This window comes from Shewanella seohaensis, assembly GCF_023283775.1.
Lineage (GTDB): Bacteria > Pseudomonadota > Gammaproteobacteria > Enterobacterales > Shewanellaceae > Shewanella > Shewanella seohaensis.
Genome location: NZ_JAKILE010000016.1, coordinates 78,191 through 103,019 on the forward strand (window position 1 = coordinate 78,191; position 24,829 = coordinate 103,019).

20 protein-coding genes, 1 tRNA gene and 1 pseudogene are annotated in these 24,829 nt (G+C 51.2%); 6 read left to right on the forward strand and 16 right to left on the reverse strand.

The window, feature by feature from the left end; translation table 11 throughout:
• Positions 1–160 precede the first annotated feature (160 nt).
• A complete protein-coding gene (locus L2713_RS17285) occupies positions 161–544 on the reverse strand; it encodes a DUF1090 domain-containing protein (RefSeq protein WP_248968723.1) in 384 nt (127 codons plus the stop codon).
• Between the two features lie 192 nt (positions 545–736).
• Between L2713_RS17285 and L2713_RS17290 the strand changes: the two genes are divergently transcribed.
• Entirely contained in the window at positions 737–1,357 is a 621-nt protein-coding gene (locus tag L2713_RS17290) for a DUF3157 family protein (RefSeq protein WP_248968724.1), read from the forward strand.
• Between the two features lie 123 nt (positions 1,358–1,480).
• On the forward strand, positions 1,481–2,470 hold the full coding sequence (locus L2713_RS17295; RefSeq protein WP_089066646.1) for a DUF481 domain-containing protein: 990 nt from the start codon (positions 1,481–1,483) through the stop codon (positions 2,468–2,470).
• 2 nt (positions 2,471–2,472) lie between these two features.
• Here the strand turns inward: L2713_RS17295 and L2713_RS17300 are convergent, their stop codons facing one another.
• On the reverse strand, positions 2,473–3,069 hold the full coding sequence (locus L2713_RS17300) for an MliC family protein (protein ID WP_380823603.1): 597 nt from the start codon (positions 3,067–3,069) through the stop codon (positions 2,473–2,475).
• A 354-nt stretch (positions 3,070–3,423) separates the two neighbouring features.
• Here L2713_RS17300 and L2713_RS17305 point away from each other — a divergent pair, with 354 nt between their 5' ends.
• Together L2713_RS17305 and L2713_RS17310 are read left to right on the forward strand one after the other, a co-directional pair.
• Positions 3,424–4,068, forward strand: a complete 645-nt coding sequence (locus tag L2713_RS17305; protein WP_248968726.1) for a hypothetical protein — start codon at positions 3,424–3,426, stop codon at positions 4,066–4,068.
• 352 nt (positions 4,069–4,420) lie between these two features.
• A complete protein-coding gene (locus L2713_RS17310; RefSeq protein ID WP_248968727.1) occupies positions 4,421–5,764 on the forward strand; it encodes a M48 family metallopeptidase in 1,344 nt (447 codons plus the stop codon).
• Positions 5,765–5,825: 61 nt separating this feature from the next.
• Here the strand turns inward: L2713_RS17310 and yedF are convergent, their stop codons facing one another.
• The 3 genes from yedF to fdhD form a co-directional block, all read right to left on the reverse strand.
• The gene (gene yedF, locus L2713_RS17315; protein ID WP_011070517.1) at positions 5,826–6,059 is read right to left on the reverse strand and encodes a sulfurtransferase-like selenium metabolism protein YedF; all 234 of its coding nucleotides are present in this window, start codon (positions 6,057–6,059) and stop codon (positions 5,826–5,828) included.
• Positions 6,059–7,273, reverse strand: a complete 1,215-nt coding sequence (yedE, locus tag L2713_RS17320) for a selenium metabolism membrane protein YedE/FdhT (protein WP_248968728.1) — start codon at positions 7,271–7,273, stop codon at positions 6,059–6,061. Before yedE ends, yedF begins: the two co-directional genes overlap by 1 nt.
• 125 nt (positions 7,274–7,398) lie before the next feature.
• Positions 7,399–8,235: a formate dehydrogenase accessory sulfurtransferase FdhD gene (fdhD, locus tag L2713_RS17325; protein ID WP_248968729.1), complete on the reverse strand. Its 837-nt coding sequence runs from the start codon at positions 8,233–8,235 to the stop codon at positions 7,399–7,401.
• 141 nt (positions 8,236–8,376) lie between these two features.
• Here fdhD and L2713_RS17330 point away from each other — a divergent pair.
• Positions 8,377–8,471: transfer RNA gene (locus tag L2713_RS17330), tRNA-Sec, on the forward strand.
• Between the two features lie 69 nt (positions 8,472–8,540).
• Here the strand turns inward: L2713_RS17330 and selB are convergent.
• The 9 genes and pseudogenes from selB to hutC form a co-directional block, all read right to left on the reverse strand.
• Positions 8,541–10,364: pseudogene (selB, locus tag L2713_RS20580) on the reverse strand (selenocysteine-specific translation elongation factor); the annotation flags it as partial.
• Positions 10,361–11,782 (reverse strand): L-seryl-tRNA(Sec) selenium transferase, encoded by a 1,422-nt coding sequence (gene selA / locus L2713_RS17345; RefSeq protein ID WP_248968732.1) that lies wholly within the window; start codon positions 11,780–11,782, stop codon positions 10,361–10,363. The gene selA and the pseudogene selB, both read right to left, overlap by 4 nt.
• A 57-nt stretch (positions 11,783–11,839) precedes the next feature.
• On the reverse strand, positions 11,840–12,748 hold the full coding sequence (gene fdhE, locus L2713_RS17350) for a formate dehydrogenase accessory protein FdhE (RefSeq protein ID WP_248968733.1): 909 nt from the start codon (positions 12,746–12,748) through the stop codon (positions 11,840–11,842).
• Positions 12,748–13,389 carry a formate dehydrogenase subunit gamma gene (locus tag L2713_RS17355; RefSeq protein WP_248968734.1) on the reverse strand — a complete coding sequence of 214 codons (642 nt, stop codon included), beginning with the start codon at positions 13,387–13,389 and terminating at the stop codon, positions 12,748–12,750. The genes fdhE and L2713_RS17355 overlap by 1 nt, the downstream gene beginning before the upstream one ends.
• On the reverse strand, positions 13,386–14,300 hold the full coding sequence (gene fdxH / locus L2713_RS17360; RefSeq protein WP_275403230.1) for a formate dehydrogenase subunit beta: 915 nt from the start codon (positions 14,298–14,300) through the stop codon (positions 13,386–13,388). The genes L2713_RS17355 and fdxH overlap by 4 nt, the downstream gene beginning before the upstream one ends.
• 2 nt (positions 14,301–14,302) lie before the next feature.
• The gene (fdnG, locus tag L2713_RS17365) at positions 14,303–17,317 is read right to left on the reverse strand and encodes a formate dehydrogenase-N subunit alpha (protein WP_248968735.1); all 3,015 of its coding nucleotides are present in this window, start codon (positions 17,315–17,317) and stop codon (positions 14,303–14,305) included.
• A gap of 608 nt (positions 17,318–17,925) precedes the next feature.
• Positions 17,926–19,467, reverse strand: coding sequence for a histidine ammonia-lyase (gene hutH / locus L2713_RS17370; protein WP_248968736.1), 1,542 nt, complete (start codon positions 19,465–19,467; stop codon positions 17,926–17,928).
• A gap of 49 nt (positions 19,468–19,516) precedes the next feature.
• The gene (gene hutU / locus L2713_RS17375) at positions 19,517–21,187 is read right to left on the reverse strand and encodes a urocanate hydratase (RefSeq protein ID WP_248968737.1); all 1,671 of its coding nucleotides are present in this window, start codon (positions 21,185–21,187) and stop codon (positions 19,517–19,519) included.
• 123 nt (positions 21,188–21,310) lie between these two features.
• A complete protein-coding gene (hutC, locus tag L2713_RS17380; RefSeq protein WP_011715378.1) occupies positions 21,311–22,018 on the reverse strand; it encodes a histidine utilization transcriptional repressor HutC in 708 nt (235 codons plus the stop codon).
• A 197-nt stretch (positions 22,019–22,215) separates the two neighbouring features.
• Between hutC and hutI the strand changes: the two genes are divergently transcribed.
• Positions 22,216–23,442, forward strand: a complete 1,227-nt coding sequence (gene hutI / locus L2713_RS17385) for an imidazolonepropionase (RefSeq protein ID WP_011620931.1) — start codon at positions 22,216–22,218, stop codon at positions 23,440–23,442.
• A 66-nt stretch (positions 23,443–23,508) separates the two neighbouring features.
• Here the strand turns inward: hutI and L2713_RS17390 are convergent, their stop codons facing one another.
• Positions 23,509–24,261, reverse strand: coding sequence for a siderophore-interacting protein (locus tag L2713_RS17390; protein ID WP_248968738.1), 753 nt, complete (start codon positions 24,259–24,261; stop codon positions 23,509–23,511).
• Positions 24,262–24,296: 35 nt separating this feature from the next.
• Positions 24,297–24,725, reverse strand: coding sequence for a MarR family winged helix-turn-helix transcriptional regulator (locus L2713_RS17395; RefSeq protein ID WP_011624729.1), 429 nt, complete (start codon positions 24,723–24,725; stop codon positions 24,297–24,299).
• Between the last annotated feature and the right edge of the window lie 104 nt (positions 24,726–24,829).

Here is a 24,829-nt window from a genome sequence, read left to right on the forward strand (position 1 = left end):
AGCACATGACGTGTGACTGCGGCATCTGTGCAACAAATATTTCACAACCATATATTTTTAAAACGATTTTAGCATCCGAGACCCAGTGCTCAAAGGGCGTATCTATGTAAAATGCCGCATGAGTCTACAACGGCTCCCTTTCGGCTCGGTTTTACTGCCATTATTGCTCCAATTCGGCCTCGGCTTGATGCAGCTCAGCCTGCGCCTCTGCGACCTTTTGGCGTTTTTTGCTGATCTTCTCCATAGACTGGCCACTAGCGATGGCTTCGCTGAGTTCATTTTGGCGCTCGACTAATTTAGCCTGTTTGGCCTCGACCTTAGCTAAACGCTCGGCGTATAGGGCGTCATCCTCACAATCGGCGACAACCGCCTCCAGTGCTGTTGTTAATCCATTGACCTTGTTTTGATTTCCCGCCGCTTTAGCCTCGGCAAGCTGCGCCTCAATTGCCGCTAGTTTAGCTCCGCAGCCCTTGGGCGCATCCTCCTGCGCAGCGGCAATCCCGCTGCACAATAATGCGATTAAACATCCATATCGACAAAACATGGCAATCTCCTTTAGCGGACTGAAATACTGCTCTTGGGTTGATAGTGCCACAGCCAACAAGCACAAGCTGTATTGTCGGGATTTAAAATCGATTTTATTGGTACAAATGCGACTTAGACAGTGACTTAATGGCAGTAAATTGTTTATGTTAGGGCAAAATATTGACTCAGACGGATATCGGAGCCAGAAACCATGCCCAGTTCATTTCGCCTCAGCGCGCTCAGCTCATTATTGTTGCTCTCTTCATCTGTGATGGCTGCCGATGTGGCGACCATCACCCTAGAGAATGGCGCTCAAGTCAGATTAAAAGATGACTTCACTTGGGAATATATCATCACAGAGACTAAAGTTGCCGAAGCGCCAGCGGTAGCCACAGTTGCAACCGCGCCCAGCGTCGCAGCCGTAGCTTCAACCCCAGTGGTCGTTGAAGCAGCCAAACCTGTCACCACGCTAACTGCTAGCGCCATTGCGCGCCCTGAGCTCTTAGGCTCTACCGCTAAAGATGGCATTAAAGTCACCTTCAGTGAGAGTCAATGGAAGGGCGATAAACTCGGCCTGACCTTCGAGCTTGCCAGCACCAGCGGTGAACACGTGACCTTAGTTGAAGTGGAAACTAGTTTCTTTGCCGACGATGGTACCCTGCTCAAAACCGAGAAGCTCGACGTCTGGGAAGCGATTTTCCGCATGCCAGAAACTTACCTACGCAAAGGTGAGCAGCGTAAGAGTCCGGTCATTTGGGTTGAAGGTGTCGATAAAAGCCGTTGGCAAAAACAACTGCTCAACCTCAAAATCACCGAGATTAATTCACGCTAATGAACGATACGGGTAAGGAATTGAGCATGAGTTTCAATTCCTTGCCATCTCACTCGGCTGTGGTGGGTAGGATAAGCTAGACTCTCCACCAGGCCTTAATTTCCCATGTGAGCCAGATGCAAGATGCCCAAACGCGACCTCAATCTCAGCCTTGCCCTCTTGCTCTGTGCTCTCAGCCATCCGGCGATTGCCGATACTGTGTTTCTCACCAATGGCGATAAAATCACAGGTGAAATTAAAGCACTAGACGAACAGAATCTAGTGATTAAGCCCAGCTACGCCCCTAAAATCACTATCGAACGCAGCGCGATTCGCAGCTTTGAAACCCGTGAGTCACAACACTGGAGCATCAATCGCTCGATAGAGGAGGTCACGATTCAAGCCTCTGACTTAGAGAGCTTTGTGATAGTCAATCAACGGCAAATCCCCATCAGTGAATTAATCTATTCCGAGACCTTAAACCAGTCAGAATGGCGCTACAGCGGCAGTGCCGAAGCCGCGATAGATGTCACAGATAACAGCAAAAATACTCAAAAGCTGCATGCCAAGGGCGATGTAACCGCCGAGACCTTAAAGTGGCGCCATAATTTAAAGAGTGAAGTCCGCTACGAGACCGAAGAAAAAACCACCAAACGTAATACCCTCGAAGCCCATTACAGCGTCGACTACTTGATCAGTGACCATTGGTTAGTGCGTCAGGAGGATTACTTTAGGGAGGAGAACCTCGAACTCGATATTCGCAGTTACTATGCGGCCATAGGTCCCGGTTATCGTTTCTGGGGTGTCAACCGCGACAAGCTCGACTTTGTGCTTACTTACAACCATTTCTGGCTAGATTATCAAGTATTTACCTATGAACTAAATGCGTGGGCGGCGACCATCAACTACAAGCAGTATTGGTTCGACGGGGTGTTAGAAACCTATGCGGATCTGCAAATCGCCTTCCCCGACATTCCCACCATTGAATATATTTCGGACTCCACATTTGGGCTTAAATATCTGCTGACACAGCAGATTTACCTCTCATTCAAATACGACATCAATGAGACTAAATCGACTGTGCAGCACTCGAGGGATATCTCCTACACCCTAGGTCTGGGAGTCAACTTCTAGGCTTATTGGGGCTTTACTACGCAGGTCATCTCGGGCGCTTCGTATCCCCAGACGATTTTGGCTTCGCCATGGTGTTCCCATAGACTCTCATTTCGGCCCTGATACTTAGCACCACTGCCACTGGGCTGAACAAACATCAAGGACGTTTGATCGCCACGCTCGGCAATTAACGTGGCAGGCTCAGTCTTAAAGTAGCTGACCACCACCTCATTGGCGGGGTTGCCATCGCAGGCGTAGAACACCGGGCCTGCCATTTCCACCAAACGATACTGCGCCTGTAACTCGGCAATCCGCGTCTGGTAAGTCGATTCAACACAGGCGTGTTTATCTTCGCTCTTCCAACACTCATCACGCCCCTTCACCCAACCTCGCTGCATGGCTTTGAGGGTGGGCGGTTGTTCGTTTTGGGCTTTTTCCGTGGCCTTGGTATACACCTCGGCAAGCTGTTGATCGAGCTTAATTAAGCCCTCATCCTGACACACCATCTCCTCGATACTGCCGGGGCGCACTTTGCTGCAATCAAAGGACGGTTTTTCTGCAGCCATCGCAGGCGTGCCTAGCGTCATGGCGAAAAGTCCCGCCACTGCAGCGGTTTTCATATTGATTATCTTAGTAAATTTCATTGTTTCATTCCCTTTATCTGGACCCCGAGCGATCTCTTGTCCATAGCTAACCCTATCTCGGCTTAACCTAAGCTGACTTAAGCAAAATACCCCTCAATAGCAGCTCGACATTTCATAAACCCGAATAAGTGTAGTGCAGCCACAGACGTTATCCCAAGAGTGTCCACTCAACGGACAATCGCGCGGACACATTAACAGCCAAAGTGCGGACACTTTAGACTTATCAAGCGGACAGTGTTTTTATTTAATTGATAAATAATGAATATTTAGTTGGCACATATTCTGCCTAGTCAGTGGGTCATCACACTTATCCCTATACAAGGAAGCACTATGAACACTCACACCAAAATATTCGGCGGTTTATTAATCCTCGCACTTATCCCCTGTGGGATTTGGGCTGCACAGCAGGCAAGCACCCAATCATCTAGCGACACCCAAATCTCGATCAATAGCCGCAATTATCCCGATTTTTCGTGGATTTATGTGCGTCAAGATGGCGAACTCACTATCGGCGCGGGTGAGAGCCAAGATTGGAACAAACTCAAACACCAAGGCAATGCGTATCAAACGGACTATCTGTGGGTTAAGACTGGCGGAAACCGCTATGTGATTACCGATCCAGCCCTTGTAAATCAAGTGAAAGAGGCTGTGCGCCCAATGCAAATCCAAGGCGAGAAGATGCAGCGTCTGGGTGAGCAAATGCAGGTTAAGGGTGATGCCATCAGCACCGAAACCAGCAAACTCTTAGTCAATCTCGCCTCCGGGGAAAAAGATGCTGAGGTTAACGCGCAAATTGAAAGCCTAGGCGCATCGATGGATGTGATGGGCAAAGAGATGGAACTACTCAGCGAAGAACACCAAGCGGTAGTCGATGTGGCCGAGAAGCAGGTTTACGAACTGGCGCAAAACGCGATTAAAAATGGCACCGCCGTACTAGGGCGTGTTGACGTTTCAGGGTTATTTTTGCAGCAATGAGGCTGGCTTTTATGCAAGGCAAAGTCCGTGCAGTGTAGTTATTCTACATAAACGGACGATAACGCTGCAGAAACGCCAGCCAAATGCTGCCCGAAGGGTTCGTCTAGCAAGCACTTGCTCTTTGTCACTCGTCATTTGAGTAGAATAACTACACATCATTCCTCGTTTCGCGAGCACGTGCTTGCCAGAACGAACAAAATCTAATCTCGAAACGTCAACACGCCCTAGCACCTTAAGCCATTTTTAGCACTTAAAGGTAAATTATCGGTTATTCCAGTTATAGAGATTGAATTTCCTAGTGAAATTGACTATTTTCACGCCGCTTTGTTATTTCACTAGGAAAAGGATCAACATGGAACAAGCGATTAGTACAGGGAACGACAACCCCATTCAAATGGCCGATACCGTCTATTCGAAAGAAAAGTCACTGTTTACAATTTTAGCGATTATTTCGGGACTGATTTGGGCCGTGCTGATCTTAGCCACCAAAGGTCTCGCCCTGATTTATGTGCTGATGTTTTTCATCATTTATCTGTTCACCCACTCGGCGTTTATCAGCTATTTAAAGGGCACTGCGGTTGAGATCAGCCCTGAGCAGTTCCCCGACTTACACAAGCAATACCTCGCCTGCTGTGAGCGTTTAGAGGTGAAAGAACCGCCCCGCGCCTACCTGTTAGCCGCCGATGGTATGCTAAATGCCCTCGCCACCCGCTTCCTGCGCCGTAACTACATAGTGCTGTTCTCCTCGATTGTGGATGCACTCGAGTCCGATAAAGACGCCCTTAACTTCTATATCGGCCATGAGCTGGGCCATATTCGCCGTAACCATATTGGTAAAGAGCCACTGTTAGTGTTCGCCACTTGGCTGCCGTTAGTGGGCGCCGCCTACGCCCGCGCCTGCGAGTACACCTGCGACCTACACGGTCTGCGCTGCTGCAATAGCTTACGTTCGGCCACCAATGCAGTTGCCGTATTAGCCGCAGGGGTTGAGCAGTGGAAACGGATGAATGTGGATCAATATATTCGCCAAACCCAAGAGTCGAGCGGATTTTGGATGTCCTTCCATGAGCTGAACAGCAGTTATCCATGGCTGACTAAACGTATGGCAAGAGTACAAGCGACCGCGCAAGGTAAAGTGTATTCAGCGCCTTCTCGCAGTGTATTTGCCTACCTCTTTAGCCTGTTTATGCCACGTATGGGTACGGCGGGCGGCGGGATTATCATCCTTGCGGCGATTATCGGTGTGGCCGCTGCGGTCGCGATTCCCGCTTATAAGGAATACCAAGAGAAAGCGGGCGCAGCCAGCATTAACTATGATGATGCCAACTACGCTACCAGTACTCAGCAAATGGACACTGAGTCCGCTAAAGTGCCCGATGCTGCACTGGCTATCGAGCATATTGATCAGTTGCACCAATCATTAGCCCCCATTACCGAGGTGCTGACTCAATACTACCAAAGCCATAAAGCCTGGCCGACCGAGATAGAGCCGCTTGGCTTTACTGATGAGCAGCTAACCACCTTTAACCTTTATTCCGAGGGGATTGTTGGTTTTGTTGCTGGCGAAGCCTTAGGGGATTATCAAGGCTTTGATGTGTATTTATCACCCCAAGTCGACGAGCAAAATAACGTCACTTGGGTATGTAGTAGTAACGATATTCCCGACGAATATCTACCAGCCGATTGCCAAGGCTAAGAGCAAAAAGCGCTGCCAATGCAGCGCTTTTTCTTTGCCGTGATAGCCTCAAATGGCTTAATTAACGCTGGATCAGATAACGAATCGTTGGCCCATTTTGCTCAATTTCTAGCACTTTATAACCATGATTCTTGGCATCGAGTGGAATATTATTGATTGACTGCGGGCAGTCGCTGATGACTTCTAATATCTCCCCCGGTTTCAGTGTCGGCATAGCCTCAAGGGTTGCCACTGCGGGATAAGGGCAAGGCTCGCCCACCATATCGAGTTGATAATCTGGAATATATTGACTCATTACGCCGCCTCCGCGATCAGTTGTTCATCCCGCTTCGCCTTACGGGCAAAGAAACGTTTTTCCCATAGCAACATGGCCGCAAACGACAGCGCCAGCAGCAGATAGGTCAGCAATAAACCGCCCTTATCACCAAAGCTTGAAAGCAAGTTAACCTTGTCCCAACTTGTGGCTAATGGCTGAGCTAAATCATCCCAGTAATAGGCCAGCAGGGTTGAACCCAGCACGTTACCTAAACCAACCCACCAGAAATGCACTTGGCCTTCGACGGCGCGGTACATCCAACCCGTCTCACAACCACCGGCCAGCACAATGCCAAATCCAAACAGCAGGCCACCAATCACCGCATTCGGGCCAGCCCACATGATTTTCGGCGGCACACCTAATTGCACATAGCTATAAATCCCGATGGCACTCACCGCCATACCGAGAATAATCGCCTTGGCCATATGGGTGCGTCCGGTGATCCACATATCGCGAAATGCCGAGGTAAAGCAGATTTGTGCCCGCTCAATCAACAGGCCAAAACCCACGCCGCAGAGCATGGCGATACCCAGTTTAGGCGCGTTGAACATGGTCAGTAATCCCCAGCCGATAATAGCCGCGAACACTAACATGCCGATACGAAAACGCCGTCTGGCTTGGTTTTCATCCTGTTTAACCGACGTCGCCTTATCGACTTTCTTCAATTTCACTGGAATGCGGAACATGGGCAGCAGGGTAAAACGCGCGCCAAAGTAAGAGCCCGCCGCCGTCGCGAGGGCAAAAAACCATGCGTGTAAGGAAAACTGTGGGATCCCGGTGAAGAAGGCCGCTAAGTTACAGCCCATCGCCAAGCGCGCACCAAAGCCCGCAATAATGCCGCCGATAAGTGCCTGAACGATGCGGATACGGCTCTGTGGCATACGCAGCTTAACGTTATTCGCCCACAGCGCCGCCGCAATACAACCACCAAACATGCCGATGATCATCATGCCGTCGATGCGGTCTAAGGGAGAGCCCTGTAAACCTATCACTTTGAAATAACCCCAAGTCTCAGGATTTGCCCCTACCAGTTGCAGTAAGTGCCCGCCCCAGCGCGTAAATTCCCCCGTGACAGCCCAAAAAGTGCCAGTTAACCCAAAATAGTAAGTAGAAAGGATACCGGCGGCGATAACTGCAGGCATAGGAGCCCAAAAACGGACTAAATATTGTTGTTTAAATTGTTGCCATGTCATGTCATTACCCTAATGAACGAGACTATAAAAAAATAAGCACAAGGCTTATACCTGTTGCCACACAAGCAAGGCACAATCCCTTAAAAATAAGGCGCTAAAGAATCTTAATTGTGTGGCGACACGCTTTAGATGGCTTTCGCTAAACAGCCACGATTTATCCCCAACAGTCGATAACTATGGGTGTAGAGCGTGGCTCTACCATTACGGCAAAAACCGATAAGCGTGATGTTGCTTTTCTCTGCTAATTCCAACGCCAGTGAAGTCACGGCGGACATAGCAAACAGAATTTGGATATTGGCACTGGCGGCCTTTTGCACCATTTCAAAACTGGCACGGCTAGTGAGCAACACGGCGACAGGTCGCTCTGCCTGACGCATTGAAAATCCACCGATTAATTTATCCAGTGCAATGTGCCGACCTATGTCCTCAAAGGCGGCGATGATTTGTCCTTCCTCGTCTAAGCCCATGGCGGCGTGGGTTGCACCCGTGAGCTTAAAGTGATGTTGATTCTCTTTGATCTGCTCAAGGGCAAGCTGCAGATGATCGATATTAAATCTGGCGTCCGAGTCGACGCGGATAACGGGTTTAACCGCTTCTTCCAATTGCGCCACACCACAAAGGCCACAGCCAGTGCGCCCTGCCATATTGCGCCGCTGCTGCTTGAGTTCCATAAAACATCTTTGGGTGATCTCCACCTGAATGAGCACGCCTTCGGGGGTAAACTCCAGATCCACCCCTTTGATTTCATTCACATGGGAAACAATCCGCTCCGACAAGGTAAAGCCAATGGCGAACTCTTCGAGATTTTCTGGGCTGGCGAGCATCACAGTGTGGGCGATGCCGTTATACACCAGCGCCACTCGCACCTCGTTAGCCACATAATCGGTTAACTCGGAGGCCTGTCCCTGCTCTAAAAGGGTCACCTTTCTTTCAGTAACCACGGCGTGTGAATGATATTCCATAGCGACCCTCTAAACTCATTAATTCAAATAAAAACAATTGGTTTGCTAGTAAAGTTCGACTCAAGTCACAAAGCGACTAACGAAATACGAATGCGCTTGATTCAGGTTTAAGCATTTTCTACTATCGGTCTGTCTTCGAATGGAAGAACGTCGTCTCCGGTGAGGCGTCCGGATTTCAAATCCGGGTAGGGCTGCCAGCAGTCCTGGGTAGGTTCGACTCCTATGTTCTTCCGCCAATTCTCATGGGAATAAAACAGTTCCCCATCCCGGATCTCCCGACTATTACTGCGATATTTCCTACGGGTAAAACCACTGCGGTCAAAAAACTCCAACAGCTGAATACTGACCTTACGGCCTAGGCCAATCAGATCCTTAAACTCTGCGGTTTCGAGCTTGCCGTGGGTTTCCACATGCTCACGCACTAGATTGGCGTAGTGGCACAGCTGCTCACTCAGCAGATACCTATCCTTCACCACAGCGGTAATAAAGCCCTGTTGCACCAGTTGAAAACACAGCAATCTGAGTTTGGCGGGCTCGAGTTCGAGATATTCTCCCATCTCAGTCACCCACACGGGCGAGGTTTGCAGCGCCAACCAAGGGGCCAAGCGTTGCCAACACTGCTGCGCCTCGCTATCGAGGACAATCCTGTGATCCGCCAACTGCAGCAGAGCGCCGCGCAGCACCATCTGACCGTCTTGGCAGAGGCTATCGAGCACCTTATTGGCCAGCTCGTTGGGTAATATGCTGTGGCTCATGCGTTGCAGACGATTACGCCCCAGCCCTAATTGGTCGGGATGCTGTTGGTGATACTCACGTAACAGCTCGATAAACTGCTGTTTTTCTTGCTCGAGTAGCTGGGTAGATAGCCCATAGGCACCGAGACGAGTCAGCCCCGCCTGCGCCAGCATGGCTGCGAGCCCTTCATCTGTTAGCTGCCAGCGCCAACGGACTTCATCAATACTGAGCGCCTCACTCTGGCCGAGTAGCGCCAGCACATTCACCGAATTGGAGAGCTTGGCCAGCTGTTGCAACTTACTCACACGCTCCGGCGTACGCTTCTTACGATTGGGGACTTTTAATGCCAGCACCCGCCCCGCGCCCAGCGTTTGCTTGCCGCCAATGTGCCTGAGCACTATCGGGTCGTCCTGACACAGCAGCAGCGGCTTATCGAGCACAATCTCGGCCAGATAACGCCCCTGCTCATCGGCCTCATCGAGCAAGGAAATCCGCCCTAAGGTATGGTCGGCGCCGTGGTGACAATGCACATTTTGCCAATGGGTTAAGGGTTCAAAACTGCGAATTTGCACTACGGGTCTAGCACACAGTTCAGCCTGAGGCAGGCTGCTTAACCAGTCACCGCGGGCTGGCGCCCTGTGGTTATCGACCCCGGTAAGATTTAAGGCGACCCGAGTGCCACTTAAGGCCCTGTGGACTTCCATCCCTTGGCAGTGAATGCCGCGCACCCGTAATTTTGCTTTTTGCCCAGAGCTGTAGAGGCTATCGCCGATACACACACTGCCGCTAATCACAGTGCCCGTGACCACGCAGCCGGCGCCTTTAACGCTAAAGGCGCGATCGAGCGTCATCCTAAAGCTACTGGCATCTTCCGCTTGGGTCGATTGCAGCTCGGCAATATCCAAAATATGTTGTTTAAGAGTTTCTACTCCCGCATCGCCTGCATTATTCGCGCAGACTTCAAACACGCCACTGGCCTCGATACCGTATTCGGCAAGCAGCGCCATCCCCTCTTGAGTCAACTTGGCGGCGGTTTGGTCATCGACCAAATCCCGCTTGGTCAGCACTAAGGTCAAACTATTGAGCGGTAAAAGCGCGAGGATTTGCAGATGCTCGCGGGTTTGCGGCATCACGCCGTCGTCACAGGCCAACACCAGCAGCGCGTGGCGCACATGGCTCACGCCCACCAGCATGTTATTGATGAATTTTTCATGGCCGGGCACATCGATAAAGGCTAAGCGAGTGCCATCTCGCAGAGGCATAAAGGCGTAGCCGAGATCGATGGTCATGCCACGGCGTTTTTCTTCGGGGAGCCTGTCGGTGTTCATACCCGTTAAGGCACGGATCAGCGTGCTCTTGCCGTGGTCGACGTGGCCCGCGGTGACCATAATCATAGCTGCACACCTAAGGTGCTGAGTTCAGCCAATAATTCGGCCTCATCATCGATACCGCGCAGGTCGAGACGAAGTTGATCTTGGGCCATTCTACCAATCACAGGCCGCTGCGCCTGCTTAAAATGCTGCTCGAGCAGCGTTAGACTGCCACCCTCTTGCGCGTTAAAGCACAGGGCGATTGAGGGTAAAAAGGTATCGGGCTGTGAGCCGCTCCCGACTTGGGTTTGGCACTCCACTAATTCGATGCCATAGCTCGGGGCAAACAGCGGTGCTAAGGCGCGCTGCAGACGCTCACCGATTTGGCGTAACTCAGCTTGGCTACGGGCAAACTTAGCCATAATTGGCAGTTCTTTGTCTAAGGTTTCGGGGTTGAGATAGTGGATCAGCGTTGCCTCGAGCGCCGCGAGAATCAGCTTGTCGCAGCGCAATGCACGCTTTAGCGGATGGCTTTGAAGCTTATTAATTAGCGCCTGTTTGCCAACAATCAAACCCGATTGCGGGCCGCCGAGGAGTTTATCGCCGGAGAAGCTGACCAGATCGACGCCATCCGCCAGCATGGCTTGGGGGGTTGGCTCTTGTTTTAGGCCAAAACGGCGTAAGTCGGTGAGTGAACCACTGCCAAGATCCGAGATCAACGCAACACCACGATCGCGGCAGAGTTGGCCTAATCTGGCCTCATCCACCGAGGCGGTAAAACCACTGATATGGTAGTTGCTGGTATGCACCTTCATAATAGCGGCGGTATTTTCGGTGATCGCCTGCTCATAGTCTTTGAGGTGAGTACGATTAGTGCTGCCGACTTCCACTAAGGTGCAGCCCGCTTGGCGCATAATGTCCGGAATACGAAAGGCGCCGCCAATTTCCACCAGCTCGCCGCGGGAGACGATCACTTCTTTGCCCGCCGCTACCGCCGACAACATCAGCAGCACAGCAGCGGCGTTATTATTCACCACGCAGCAGGCCTCAGCCCCTGTTAAGCGCTGGATTAACCCACTAATAGCATTATCCCGATGGCCGCGCTCACCGGCGGCTAACTCAAACTCCAGCGGCGTCGGATAACGCATCACAGAGGTCACCGCCCGAATGGCCGCCTCAGACTGCTGGGCGCGACCAAGATTGGTATGCAGGATAGTTCCCGTGAGGTTCCACACGGGTTTAAGACTATGGCTATAGTCCTTAGACAATTGATCAACCAAATATCCGTTCAATAATGACGGGTTAGCACACCAAGCGGGTAAACGTCGCTCCTGAGCTATCAGCTCACGCGCCGTGCGTAACTGGCTATCCAGCGCCGCTTTTACCGCCGCTTTACCATAGCTTTGCAGCAAAGGGGCTAACGCCGCATCGACGAGCAGACTGTCCATCGACGGCAGCGTGCGGTACAGGGCTTGGGATGTATCGGGTACTTGGGTCATCATTTTTATCATCTTGATAAATATAAGGGGAAGGACTCGGTGAGCCCTTCCCGACTTTGGTTATTGCTCAGTTTCGTGGGCCAGTAGCAATGGATTGACCGTGGTCGCCCCAAAGCCCTTGGCATTTAGCTCACTGTCGAGCATCAGGGTCGCTAAGTCGTCGGCCGCTACATCCATCAGCGGTGACTTTTCGATGAACAGCATCTTGGTGTAACCATGGCATTCGTCGCAGCTCTCAATGCGCACCTGCGCCTTGGCATCATCGAATGACCAGAGCGTCGTCCCTTTATCCTGACCACAGCTAGTGCAGTGGGCGCGAATGTAATGCCATTCGCTCTCACACAGACTGCAATGCAGATAACGCAGACCCGCTCGCGGCTGGTCGACGATCACACTCGCCACAGGATGACACCCGCAAATCGGGCATAGGTTCTGCTGCACGACTTTGCGTTGGTCAATCCGTTTAATCACCATAGGTGCCCAATGGGACCAGTAGACCCCCATTGCCGCCCAGATAAACAAACTGAAGCGCGCGGGCACTTCACTCATATGTCCCTGACGCAATGCACTGCCCCAGGAGGTGAGTTGTTCTGGAGATTGCTGCATCAACAACCGCAGCACTCTCGCCATATCCTCATCCACCTGCGGCAGCAGATCGCTTAACAGTTGTTGTAGCAGTCCTTGCCAGTAGCTATCTGCCTCTGAACCCAAGTGGGAAAGCGGAATCGCTTCATCTTTCCCCCAAGCGAGAAGCTGACCAAAGTCAGCCTCCGCCGCCAATCTGGCCTGAATCGCAACCACACGGCGGCATAGCTCAAAGTAGTCGGCCAGCGGCGAGTCCTTGGCCAACGACAACAAACGCTGCGCCCGTCTGTGATACACAGTTTTAGGGTCCACCGCCTTTAAGGGTTTAAGCTCCAGCGGCGATTCGCTGCCGGGGACCATAGGTATCTCGGCTGTATGACTCATTAATGTTTCTCCACGTCCGAATGTTCATCCAACATCAGCGGATGATGTTTACGGCACCACGCCTTAGAGACCTTGCCGTAAAGCATGCCTGTGATAGAACCTTCCACCCAGCTCGCCATCCAAAAGTGCACCATCACAAACATCAACATGATGAGCGCACAAATGGCGTGCAGCACGATCGCCCAGCCCACCACATTGGCCGAGAAGTAAGGTGCAAAGTAGGGTTGCCACATGATGAATCCCGTCACTGTTAAGGTGATGGAAGTCAGTACAAAGGCACGGAACAGCACTTTTTGGCCAGGGTTGTAATGGCCGATAGGCGGGATTTTTTCCTCGTTCTCGAACATCACGTCCTTGATGGCGAGCATCCAAGCCAGATCGTGTTTTTCCCATTTGTTGTGGTGGTAATAACGCACCAACATCAACATCAGCGGTAAACACATCATCAGGCCAGCAATTGGGTGAATAAATTTCGCCAATTGCGGTGTGCCCGCTATCGCGCCCAACCATTGGAAGGAGGGATAGAAGAAGGAAAAGCCCGTCAGAAACGTGACTAGCCCCACGGCCACAATGAACCAATGACAGATGCGGTCGAACAGTTTGTGACGCACTACCATTTCTTGCTTGTTATGCTTGCTCATTTTTTGGCCTCCTCTTCCGCTTGCGCCTTGTCCTCTGGCGGCTGATAGCCGGGTTGGTCCTCTTCCACTATGTTGCGACCGACGGTGATCTTATGCAGGCAGGCCACAGCCGCCGTTGCAAGCAGTCCGACAGTACCCAGTGGTTTCACCCAGTCCTGCCACAGGGTGACAGACAATGGGATTTGCGGATCCTTTGGCATTTCGTAGGTTTCAGGCTGAGTGACATCGTGCAATATCATCAGCATGCCTGTGCCACCTACGCCCTCAGGGTTGTAGAGTCCCGCCTTGGCAAAACCGCGTTCTTTCAGCTCGTTAACACGCTTTTCGGAGTAGAACAGCATGTCTTCGCGCGTGCCAAAACGCAGTGCACCCGTGGTACAGGACTTCACGCAGGAAGGCTCCAGCCCAACAGCCAAGCGGTCAGAGCACATAGTGCACTTGTAGGCTTTGTTGTCGACGGCGCTGATCTTCGGGATATCGAATGGACAGGCACTGGCACAATAACCACAGCCAATACATTTGTCCGAATCGAAATCCACAGTGCCATTGGCATGTTGAACAATCGCGCCAGAGGTAGAACAGGCCTTTAAGCAAGCGGGATCCGCACAGTGCATACAGGCACTGTGGGTAAACTGCCAGCGTAATTTGCCTTGGTCTTCGATCTCGTTGAACTTCATCAGGGTCCAGCACTCTGGCGACAGAGATGCTGGGTTTTGATAAGTCCCTTGGAACGAACCCACTTCTTCACGCAGGTCATTCCATTCAGAACAAGCGACCTGACAGGCTTTACAACCATTACACTTAGTCGCGTCAAACAGCTTCGCAATTTGCTTCACGCCACCGACTCTCGCCTGTGCAGGCGGAGTCGCTTGCGAAGTGCCGGAACGTTGAATGATATCTTGAGTCGCCATTATCAGACCTCCGCCTTTTCAACATTCACGAGGAACGCTTTGTACTCAGGCACACCTGTGTTGGCATCACCCATCTCAGTGGTAAGGACGTTACAGCTATAGGCCTTACGTGTTAGCGCGTTATGGCTGCCGTGACGTGGGATACCGAGTGTGTGTACCGTTTGACCATTGACCTGCAATGGACGCATACGCTTAGTCACTAAGGCTTTGGTGAGAATGTGGCCACGTTTCGAGCTCACTTTCACCCAATCGCCATTCTTAATGCCTTTTTCTGCCGCCAGTTGCTCATTCATTTCCACAAAGGTCTCTGGCATGGCAATCGCCGCTAAACGGCAGTGTGTCGTCCAGAAGTTAAAGTGTTCAGTGAGTGAGTAAGTGGTACAGGCGTAGGGATATTCCTCTTTAGTGCCTATGGTCTCTTTCACCCCTTCGAACCAACGCAGCACAGGGCTGTGCACCACATTCGGATGCAGTGGGTTGGTGCCGATAGGCGATTCGACAGGCTCGTAATGCTCAGGGAACGGTCCTTCTTTAAGCAGTTTGAGCGCGAAGAAACGACCCACGCCTTCAGCCTGCATAATGAAAGGATGCGCACTTTCCTGTGGATTCAACTTGGCATTGAAGTCGGGTACGTCTATCCCTTCCCACTTGCCGTCTTTCCACTCGACAATCTTACGGTGCTCATCCCAAGGTTTACCGTTCACATCACAAGAGGCACGGTTGTAGAGGACACGGCGGTTAAGCGGCCATGCGAAAGCCCAGCCCGGCGTAATACCTTTACCCGATGGGTCATGGTTATCGCGGCGAGCCATTTGGTTACCGGCTTCGGTCCAAGAACCCGCGTAAATCCAACAGGCACTGGCGGTACTGCCATCGGCCTTCAGTTCAGCAAAGCTGCTGATCTGACGCTTGGTCGCAACATCGTAACCATTCAACTCTTTCGTCAGTTCGATAGAGCTTGGGTTGTGCGGATCGGTATAGTTCCAGTTAATCGCTTCAATGGGCTCAGGCAGTTTGCCGCCCTCTTCACGATATAGCTGTTTTATCTCCTGCAGCAGACCAGAGACAATCTCTGAGTCCGACATCGCTTCGCCTGGAGGATTAGCGCCTTTATAGTGCCATTGCATCCAGCGGCCAGAGTTAACGATCGAACCTTCTTCCTCTGCGAACACGGTCGCAGGTAGGCGGAAGACCTCGGTTTGAATACTAGCGGTATCGACCTCGTTAAAACCGGGTTCGTTTTGCCAGAAGGTGGCGGTTTCCGATGACAAGTTATCAAGCACGACTAAGTACTTAAGGTTACTCAGCGCCTTGATGTTCTTGTTACGGTTAGGCATAGAGTTAATGGCGTTAACCCCTTGCACGATGCAACCGTTCACTTTGCCACGGTACATCATGTCCAGATGCTTACCGAAGTCATACATCTGATCCCACTTAGGTAACCACTGATAACCGAACTCGTTTTCAGGCGTCGCGTTTTCACCCCAGAAGGCTTTAAGCAGGGACACATAAAACTTCGGATAGTTTTGCCAGTAGTTGGTTTGACCTGGGCGCAATGGCTTAGGCGTGTTCGCCGCCAAGTGAGCCGCTAAGGTCGGTTCTTTATCGTTTGGCAGTTTAAGGTAACCGGGTAAACTTTGGGCCAGTAGTCCCATGTCGGTTGAACCTTGAACGTTGGCGTGACCGCGCAATGCGTTAACACCACCGCCTAACTGACCAATGTTGCCCAGTAATAACTGGATCATCGCCATAGAACGGATGTTCTGCGCACCTTTACTATGGTGGGTCCAGCCCAGCGCATACATAAAGGTTGCCACACGGTCTTTAGTATGAGTGCTCGCAATGGCGTCACATACCACTTGGTAGTCCGCTGTTGGCGTACCAGTGATATTACTTACCGTTGCAAAATCATAACGTTCTACGTGTTGTTTGAGTAAGTTCCACACACAACGCGGGTGCTCAAGTGTTTCATCCACTTTGGCATAGCCGTCTTCGTCGAGTTGGTAGAACCAGGATTCTTTGTTGTACTCGCCTTTTGCTTCATCAAAGCCTGAGAATAGGCCGTCATGGAAGTCAAAATCATCCCGCACCAGATAACTGGCATTGGTATAGGCTTTCACATAATCGAAGTTAACTTGATTGGTCGAAATCAAATAGCGAATCACACCCAGAAGGAATGCTATGTCAGTTCCTGAGCGGATTGGGGCATAGTGATCTGCCAATGACGCACTGCGGTTGAAACGTGGGTCAACCACAATCAACTTAGCATTGTTATGCTGCATAGCTTCTGTGACCCAGCCGAATCCGACAGGGTGAGCTTCTGCGGCATTACCGCCCATAATAATCACTACGTTAGAATTTTTAATATCGATCCAGTGGTTGGTCATGGCACCGCGCCCAAATGTTGGAGCAAGACTTGCTACCGTTGGGGAGTGTCAGTTACGTGCAATAGTATCGATAGCCACTAGGCCTAAAGCGCGCGCAAATTTTTGTGTCGCTAAGCCACTTTCATTGGCCATACCGGATGAGGTCATCATCCCTGTGGTTAACCAACGGTTAACCGTTACGCCATCGGCGTTTTTCTCAATCAGGTTCGCATCACGGTCATCTTTCATTAAACGAGCAATACGTTTAAAGGCATCATGCCAGCTGATCCGTTCCCACTTGTTGCTGCCGGGGGCGCGATATTCTGGGTACTGCAAACGGTGTGGACTGTTAACATAATCCACAAGGCCTGCACCCTTAGAGCACAATGCACCTCGGTTTACTGGATGATCGGCATCACCCTCGATATGGAAAATAGCATGCTCAGAGTTTTTGCCCCCACTGCCTTGGCTGTACATCAGCAGGCCACAACCGACCGAGCAATACGGACAGTTGTTACGGGTTTCTTTGGCTCCGATCAGCTTAAACTCTCGCACTGCTGCATAGGCCTTTTCGGACATCAATCCCAGCGCTGAAATCGCTGAGGTTGCCGCTCCGGCCGCACACAGTTTAAAAAACTGGCGTCTGTTCATAGCGTTCTCTCACACTTTTGTCGTTATGAGTTTGGTAATTGCAGTGGTAACGCTGCAATCGTTTGAGTGAGTCAATAAAGCCCCCACTTAATCTAAGATTATCCTTAAAGTGAAAATAGATAACAAATAATGACATGAGATCGAGATCCCAATTTACCAGCTAAAGAATAAACCACTACAAAGTAGATTTTAAACTGATACTTTCAGAGTTTAATTTCAGTAAAATGATTAAAATTAAGATATAAGCCCAAAATACATCAAAAGACATTTTGTCCATCAACCAAGGCCCATTTTGTCTCACAATGGCATATTAAGGTTATATAAAGTGTGGATTTAAAGCCGAAACGAAATAAGAGATGATTAAAAACACCTCAAATTTACTGGTTTTGGATGGATAGACAGCCATCAAAGCTGACAATGTAAAGATTGGATAAAAAAGCACTCATCCTGCGGTGTTAAACACACCTAAAGTACAAAGTGCAAAAACAGCGAAATCGCCGCATAAGATAGACAAAAGGCATAGCAAATCGCTATGCCTTTCACTTTATTGGTCGCTTGCTTCAGCACTTTTCACCCGCTGATGGGTTATCGGCGCCAAAGACTGTGCATTACAGACTCGGCAATACGCCTTGGGGCAAGTAAGCATTGAAGCTGGCGGTATAAAGCAGATCCGTTGCCGCATCGATATCCGGCGCAAAGTATCTGTCTTTATCATAGTAGGCAACCACTTCGCGTAGTTCAGCCTTCGCCTGCGCCACCGCTTTGCTTGGCATTAATGGCGCGCGGAAGTCCAAACCTTGGGCGGCCGCCAATAACTCAACCGCTAACACGCCACGGGTGTTTTCGCTCATATCTCGTAAACGGCGCGCCGCAAAAGTCGCCATAGACACATGGTCTTCTTGGTTGGCCGAGGTCGGTAAACTATCGACAGATGCGGGGTGAGCATAGGTCTTGTTCTCGGACGCCAATGCAGCAGCGGTGACCTGAGCAATCATAAAGCCCGAGTTCACCCCGCCGTTTTTAACCAGGAAAGGTGGCAGTTTAGACAAGCTAGAGTCGATAAGCAGCGCGATACGACGCTCTGCAATCGCGCCTAATTCGGCAATCGCAATCGCCAAATTATCTGCTGCCATAGCAACGGGCTCGGCATGGAAGTTACCGCCAGAGATAATGTCGCCAGTATCTTGGAATACCAACGGGTTATCGGTCACACCGTTGGCTTCTGTGCCTAACACCTCGGCCGCTTGGCGGATTTGGGTCAAGCAAGCACCTAATACCTGTGGTTGGCAGCGCAGTGAGTAAGGATCTTGCACCTTCTCGCAGTTGATGTGGCTCAAGCTGATTTCAGACTCTTCGCCCAGCAGATGACGGAACACCATGGCCGCATCGACTTGTCCTTTCTGACCACGGGCCGCATGAATGCGTGGGTCAAACGGACTGCGGCTACCCATGGCCGCCTCGACGCTCATGGCGCCAATCACTGAGCTTGCAGCAAACAAGTCTTCAGCGTGGAACAGACCTTCCAGCGCCAGTGCCGTAGAAGCCTGAGTACCGTTGAGCAGGGCTAAGCCTTCCTTCGCGGCTAAATCGAGTGGCTTGAGGCCGGCGATTTCTAAGCCTTCGGCGGCCGAAATAATCTGACCTTGATAGCTCATCTCGCCTTCACCCAACAGCGGCAGACACATATGGGCTAACGGCGCTAAGTCGCCAGAGGCACCCACAGAACCTTTTTCAGGCACGCAAGGATAAACCTCGGCGTTCACTAGGCTGATAAGAAAGTTAATCACTTCTAAACGGATTCCAGAGAAGCCACGGCTTAAAGAGTTGATTTTTAACACCATCATCAGGCGCACAGTGGCGTCCTGCATGTATTGGCCCGTGCCCGCCGCGTGGGATAACACGATAGAGCGTTGTAGTAATTGCAGATCTTCCGGGGCAATCTTAGTGTTGGCCAGCAGACCAAAACCTGTGTTGATGCCGTAAACGGTGCGACCTTCATCCAACACCTTTTGCACGATTTGCGCGCTGGTGTTGATATCGTTTATCGCTTCTGGTGCCAGTTCGAGTGTCAGCTTATGGCGGCTGATTTCACGCAGTTGCGCCAGACTTAAACTACCGGGCGTTAATACTAAATGATTGACTGATTTCATTTTTACATCCGTATTCTTGTCGTTGTTTTTCACGGTTTGTGTTGAATTGTTAGTCTTTAAGCATGGGCAGATCTAAGCCCTGCTCTTTTGCGCAGTTTTTCGCGATCTCATAACCCGCATCCGCATGACGCATCACGCCTGTCGCTGGGTCGTTCCACAGCACGCGGCCAACACGTTTAGCGGCGGCCTCAGTACCGTCACACACGATCACCACACCCGAGTGTTGGCTAAAGCCCATGCCCACACCGCCACCGTGGTGCAGCGACACCCAAGTCGCGCCGCTGGCAGTGTTTAGCAGAGCGTTCAGTAATGGCCAGTCAGATACTGCATCAGAACCGTCCATCATAGATTCGGTTTCACGGTTAGGGCTGGCGACTGAACCTGAGTCTAAGTGGTCACGACCAATGACGATCGGCGCCGACAGCTCGCCGTTTTTCACCATCTCGTTAAAGGCTTGGGCTAAACGTGCACGGTCCTTTAAGCCCACCCAGCAGATACGCGCTGGTAGACCTTGGAAGGCGATACGCTCACGGGCCATATCTAACCAGTTGTGTAGGTGTGGATTGTCGGGGATCAGCTCCTTCACTTTGGCGTCGGTCTTGTAGATATCCTCAGGATCGCCAGACAGGGCCACCCAACGGAACGGGCCGATACCTTCGCAGAAGAGTGGACGAATATAGGCAGGTACAAAACCTGGGAAATCGAACGCGTTTTTAACGCCGGTTTCGAAGGCCATTTGGCGAATGTTGTTACCATAGTCTAGGGTCGCCGCGCCTGCCGCTTGCAGATCCAGCATGGCTTGCACCTGTACCGCCATCGAGGCTTTAGCCGCTTTAACGACGGCTGCTTCATCGGTTTTACGCATGTCAGCAGCTTGCGCCATGGTCCAGCCCTGTGGCAAATAGCCGTTCAGCGGATCGTGGGCAGAGGTTTGGTCGGTGACAACATCAGGAGTAATGCCACGCTTTACCAATTCGGCAAATACATCGGCGGCGTTAGCTAACAGGCCGACAGAAACGGGTTTGCCCGAGGCATTGGCGTCGTTGATCATAGCCAAGGCTTCGTCTAATGAAGTGGCCTTTTTATCCACATAACGGGTACGCAGACGAAAATCGATACGGGTTTCATCCACTTCACAGGCAAGCACCGAGAAGCCAGCCATAGTACCGGCCAGCGTTTGCGCGCCGCCCATACCCCCTAAACCACCGGTGAGGATCCACTTACCGGCAGCCACGCCGCCAAAGTGTTGTTTTGCCACGGCAACGAAGGTTTCGTAGGTCCCTTGGACAATCCCCTGAGTCCCGATATAAATCCACGAACCCGCAGTCATCTGGCCATACATCGCCAGACCTTGCTTATCTAACTCGTTGAAGTGTTCCCAGTTTGCCCAATGTGGCACTAGGTTAGAGTTAGCAATCAGCACGCGTGGAGCATCGGCGTGGGTGCGGAATACGCCTACAGGCTTACCCGATTGCACCATTAAGGTTTCGTCATCTTCGAGGCGTTTTAGCACTTCGATAATCTTGTCGTAGCAGTCCCAGTCGCGTGCCGCGCGGCCGATACCGCCGTAAACCACTAAATCCTCTGGGCGCTCGGCCACATCTGGATGTAAGTTGTTCATTAACATGCGCATTGGCGCTTCGGTGAACCAGCTTTTGCAGCTTAATTGGCTACCATGGGGCGCAATAATGCGGCGGCTTGGGTCGTGTCGCTTGTCCATTGAAATGTCCTCTTTCAACCTGTTGAACTCACTCGCCATTCGGCTAAGTGCTATTGTTTTTATTGTGTTTTTGTCGCTAAACATCGGATGAATGCCATAAGCCTTCACCGCTGTTTGCGTACGTTATTTATTGAATGTCAGGTGTCCGCCGAGCTTAAAGCGGCTCCCCGGGTGTACTAATTTGGCAAAACTCACCACCCCTTGGCGCGACCAAGTGCGGCGTGAAATCTGTAAACAGGGTTCAGTCGCCGGAATGGCTAACCTCTGCTGCAATTCGCTACTGGCAATAATCGCTTCGATGGTGTGGTGCGCCTCGGTCAGCGGAGCCACCTGCGACAGGTATTCATGGGGTGTCTGCTCGCTAAAGTCCTGCTCTAAGTAATCAGGCGCAAAGGCAGGATTCACATAACGCTCCTCGACTTGGAGCGGCACGCCCTGCTCGCAATGCACTAACACCGAATGAAACACCGGACTTCCGAGCTCCAGCGCCAGTGCGATGGCGATAGGCGCGGTAGCATTCACTTGTCTAAGTGCTAACTGCTGCACACTGTAACCATGACCACGGTCTTTGATTTCGTCGGCAATGTTGCGGATAGCCAGCATGGAGGATTGCGATTTTCGCCCGGCCACAAAGGTGCCAAGTCCCTGCGAACGCTCAAGCACGCCGTTATCTGTCAGCTCAGTTAAGGCGCGACGCGCCGTCATACGGCTACAGACAAACAGTTCGGCCAGCTGATTTTCCGAGGGGACACGGGCATTTTCTTCCCACTCACCAGACTCGATACAGCCAATGATATATTGCTTAATTTCTGCAAACTTAGGCGTAGCCAAAACACTTCCTCAAGATCAAATCTACCTAGGTTTGGCATGGTAGGTACTCACACACCAACACACTGAGCCACTTTCAAACGTTCAAAATTGCGGCTACAATCCTAGCTTGTATATACAAGTAAATACAAGCTAGCTCACATAACTTTCGATAATAAAGAGTTTACGGGGCTAAAAAGCCAACGCAGCGAGGGATAACAATGTCTTGGGATCAGGTTTGGATAGACGTTAACGTAGCAACAATGGACCCTTCCATATCAGCACCTTACGGCGCAATTACCAATGCAGCTATCGCAGTAAAAGACGGTAAAATTGCCTGGTTAGGCCCACGCAGCGAGCTGCCCGCCTTCGATGTGTTGTCCATTCCTGTTTACAGGGGCAAGGGCGGTTGGATCACTCCGGGGCTGATTGATGCCCACACCCATTTAGTATTTGCCGGTAATCGTGCCAACGAATTCGAGCTACGCCTAAAGGGCGCCACCTACGAGGAAATCGCCCGTGCTGGCGGCGGCATTATTTCCACGGTTAACGCCTGCCGTGAAGCCGACGAAGCCGAGTTATTTGATCTCGGTCGCCAGCGTTTAAATGCCTTGGCGAAGGAAGGCGTCACTACGGTTGAGATTAAATCTGGCTACGGTTTAGATACCGAAACCGAACTCAAAATCCTGCGTGTTGCCCGCGAACTCGGCCAACATCACCATGTGGATGTGAAGACCACCTTCCTCGGTGCCCATGCAGTGCCGCCCGAGTTTAAAGACAATAGCGACGGCTATGTCGACTTAATAATCAATAAGATGCTGCCTGCGGTGATTGCCGAAAACCTCGCCGATGCGGTGGATGTATTCTGTGAAAACATCGCCTTTAACCTAGAGCAAACCGAGCGCGTGCTGAGCGCCGCCAAAGCGGCTGGCCTGCAAGTCAAACTGCACGCCGAGCAATTATCCAATATGGGCGGCTCTGAATTAGCCGCACGCTTAGGGGCTAAGTCGGTTGATCATATTGAATATTTAGATGAGGCTGGTGTTAAAGCCCTAAGTGAAAGTGGCACCTGCGCCGTGCTGTTACCGGGCGCGTTTTACTTTTTGCGGGAAACCCAAAAACCACCTATCGACTTATTGCGTCAATACGGTGTGCCTATGGTGCTCGCCAGCGACTTTAATCCCGGCTCATCACCGATCTGCTCGACCCTGCTGATGCTGAACATGGGTTGCACCCTATTCCGCTTAACCCCAGAGGAAGCGCTTGCGGGTTTAACATTGAATGCCGCCAAGGCACTAGGGATTGAAGAGAATGTCGGCAGCTTAGTAGTTGGTAAACAAGCGGATTTCTGTCTGTGGGATATCGCCACCCCAGCACAACTCGCCTATAGCTACGGCGTGAATCCCTGCAAGGATGTGGTGAAAAACGGTAAGTTAGTACATCAATAATGAGCGGTTCAGCTAAACAAGGTCGCCATGGATGCTGGCGGCCTTGTTTAGTAAGCATATCTGCGGTTATTGAGCGCCATTTTCTAACTGCTCATCTTGTTGTTTTACCAGCTTATGCTCGCCTTCATTACAGCCGATTTTCCAGTAACTTGATGTATAAAAATGGCTTTTCGGTAAGTAGTATGTCTGCTTAAGCAGCTTTCTTAGGGCGCGCATACTGCTAAATTCACAGGCGAGCCATACGGCGCCTTGCCCCTCGAGTTTTGGCAACTGAGCAATGCGTTCGGCCAAGGGCTTACCTTCTGGGTCGGCCTCTGGATTAATCACCCAATGCAGTTGCACATTGCTAGGATGCACTAAGGGCTGAATATCGGCTTCACTTAGCACCTCAATCACAGCGTAACCCACTGCATTGCTTGGCAATTGCGCCAAGTTCACGCTGATGGCGGGCAAGGCCGTCATATCCCCTGCCAGTAAAAACCATTCGGCATCTAAATTGATCAATTTTTTCAGTCCGGGGCCACCGATTTGGATGCTATCCCCAATCTCAGTCGACTTTGCCCAACGGGATGCGGGGCCATCGGTATCGTGCAGCACAAAGTCCACATCGATTTCGTTCGTCCGCTGCTGACGAATGGTATAAGTGCGCATTAATGGCCGCTCATCCCCCGGCTGCGGAAACAGTAATTTGATATAGGCGCTTTCTTGATCGGCAGGAAAACCTGCAAAGCCAGCACCACCTAAAGTGATACGCAGCATATGTGGCGTGACTTGGGTTTTACCTATCACGGTCAATTCGCGCGGAGCGGGTCTGTTCATACTTAAACTCCAAAAAGATAAGTGGCACTCAATCGTTAGCTTTCCGCCACACTATCGCTGATCTGGTTGGCAATACGGATAAACACCGCAATTTCATCCTGATCCAACGCTTGAGTCATATGGGCAACGGTGGCTTTTTCGGCGGCAATAATTTGCGTCATCAACTGCTCGCCCTGAGCCGTCGGTCTCAATAACTGGCTACGGCCATCCTTAGGATTATCGACTTTTAGGATATAACCAGCCTGCTGTAGCTCATTGAGCACCCGCGTAATTTGAGCTTTATCCCGCTGCATACGTAGGGCAATAGATTGCGCCGTGGCCTCGGGATGACGGCAAATCCCCTTGAGCGCTCGAATATGGGTGACAGGCAATTCAATCTGCTGCGCGGCAATATCCGCACGCAGCTGTTTTTTGTAGGCATGCACTAATCTGTGCAAGGTTTCACCGAGGGAAGTGGCAGACATAATGACATCTCTAGATAGTTGACAGTGTCAACAATATCGATATTAATTGACTATGTCAACTAAATGCCAATTGGGTGAATTACTGGCTAAGCCCAAAAATTTAC